At 65.3% G+C, this 1812-nt stretch carries 2 protein-coding genes; both read right to left on the bottom strand.

All coding sequences use genetic code 11. The annotated features are described in order from the left end of the window. Positions 1-274: 274 nt before the first annotated feature. On the bottom strand, positions 275-1024 hold the full coding sequence (locus WAW17_RS10170; protein WP_422332861.1) for a DUF305 domain-containing protein: 750 nt from the start codon (positions 1022-1024) through the stop codon (positions 275-277). A gap of 282 nt (positions 1025-1306) precedes the next feature. Beyond that, positions 1307-1615: a metal-sensitive transcriptional regulator gene (locus tag WAW17_RS10165; protein WP_422332860.1), complete on the bottom strand. Its 309-nt coding sequence runs from the start codon at positions 1613-1615 to the stop codon at positions 1307-1309. Positions 1616-1812: the final 197 nt, after the last annotated feature.

Here is a 1812-nt window from a genome sequence, read left to right as displayed (position 1 = left end):
CGAAATCGACGAAACCGAGTACCGCAACCGGTTGGCGACACTGCGCGGGCAGACACCACCATGACGCACCCACGGAGCAGCGGTTTCGTGTGACCTGATAACCGGGTGTCGAACCAGCCCACGATCGCGATGACGACGGAGTCCCGTCACACGCGCGGCTTGGCATGAGTATCGGGGCCGCCCCGACCGTCGTCGGGGCGGCTTTCCACTGCGCGTCGGTTCATTGGCCACTCCTTTGGGGGCGTCGGGACGCGCGATACCAGAACCCCAGGTGTCACAGCGAGGACAGGATGCTCTGCATCGTGGTGATCTCCTGCTGCTGGGTGTTGGCGATGGTGCGTGCCATCGCGACTGCGTCGGGATATTGACCGGAGTCGATTTCGGTCTGTGCCATGGCGATCGCCCCCTGGTGATGGGTGATCATCTGCGTGAAAAAGAGCCGGTCGGCATCGACGCCCTGGGCGTTCTGCAGTGCGGTCATGTCCTCGGCAGACATCATTCCGCTCATCCCCATCCCACCGGCACCGGGCGCCGGGGGCTGCGAGGACTGCATCGGCATGGCCTGGCCCGGCACTTCCATCCCGGGTGTGGACATCGGCATCTTCTCACCGGTTGGGTTCATTCCCGGCACGGACATGGGCATGCTCTGGCCCGGGGTCATCATCCCGGACGTGTACCTCGGCATGCCGGACTGTCCCCACTCGGTCAGCCAGCCCTGCAGCTGCTCGATCTCCGGGCCTTGGGCTGCCTTGATCTGGTTCGCCAAATCGGTCACCCGAGGGTCGATACCGTCCTTCGCCAGCATGACATCGCTCATCTCGATTGCCTGCGTGTGATGTGGAATCATCTGCTGCGCGAACGTCACGTCCGCCTGGTTGTGGGTATCGGTAGCGGCGGTGGTGGCGGTGACGCTCGCCGAGGTACTGCTCTGCGCTGACTGATCGTTGTTGGAGTTACTACAGGCGGTCAACGCGACCAGGGCGGCGACCGCGGCGGCGCCGGCGGCAAGGTATGTGGTCTTCATGGCAGGGGAATTCCTTTCTCACTGTGGACACAAGTGCTGATCACCCCGGACACGGGGAGGTTGGTCAGCGCTTTTCTTCGCGGGAAGTCGTAGGAACCGCATGAGCAGGACGGATGGGTCCGTGCGCACCGGTGACAGCTCGGGACCACTCCTTCCCTGCGCGTCTGCTCGACGCGGAACTCGTACCGCAGAGCCGATGCGACGAGCCCTCAGCGTCGCAGGCTCGATGGATGCGGCCGGTGCACCGGTAGAGCGCCGTCGGAGGTCGGTACCGGTCGGGCGTCAGGACCGGACGAGACGGGCGATGGCGTTGGAGACTTCCGCGATCTTGGCCTCGGCCTGGTCGCGGTCGCCGGTCGCGGCGGCATCGACCACACAGTGGCTGATGTGATCTTCGAGCAGCCCCAGCGCCACCGCCTGCAGCGCCTTGGTCATCGCCGAGACCTGAGTGAGGATGTCGATGCAGTACTTCTCTTCCTCGACCATCCGTTGAAGCCCGCGGGCTTGGCCTTCGATGCGGCGCAGGCGCATGAGGTAGGCGTCCTTGGACTGGATGTAGCCGTGGCCGGCCTCGGGGGTCTCGGTGCTCATTGCCGACTCCTCTCATCGGGCCGCTTCCACCCCCAACATACCCACGATGGGTATCAGCGGGTGGAGACGGCGGGAGATGCCCGATCCCAGGCACCGAAGGTGTGGTCGACAAGGCGTTCCGTAGGGTTTTTCGACGCAGATTCGGGTGTGGGGGCCGCCCGACCGCGTCGGCCGCGGACGGGTCCGCGGCCCTCACC

The organism is Rhodococcus sp. (in: high G+C Gram-positive bacteria) (assembly GCF_049286785.1).
Taxonomy (GTDB): Bacteria; Actinomycetota; Actinomycetes; order Mycobacteriales; family Mycobacteriaceae; genus Rhodococcus_F.
The sequence above is the reverse complement of the archived record's forward strand: the minus strand, read 5'-3'. Positions and strand labels throughout refer to the sequence as shown.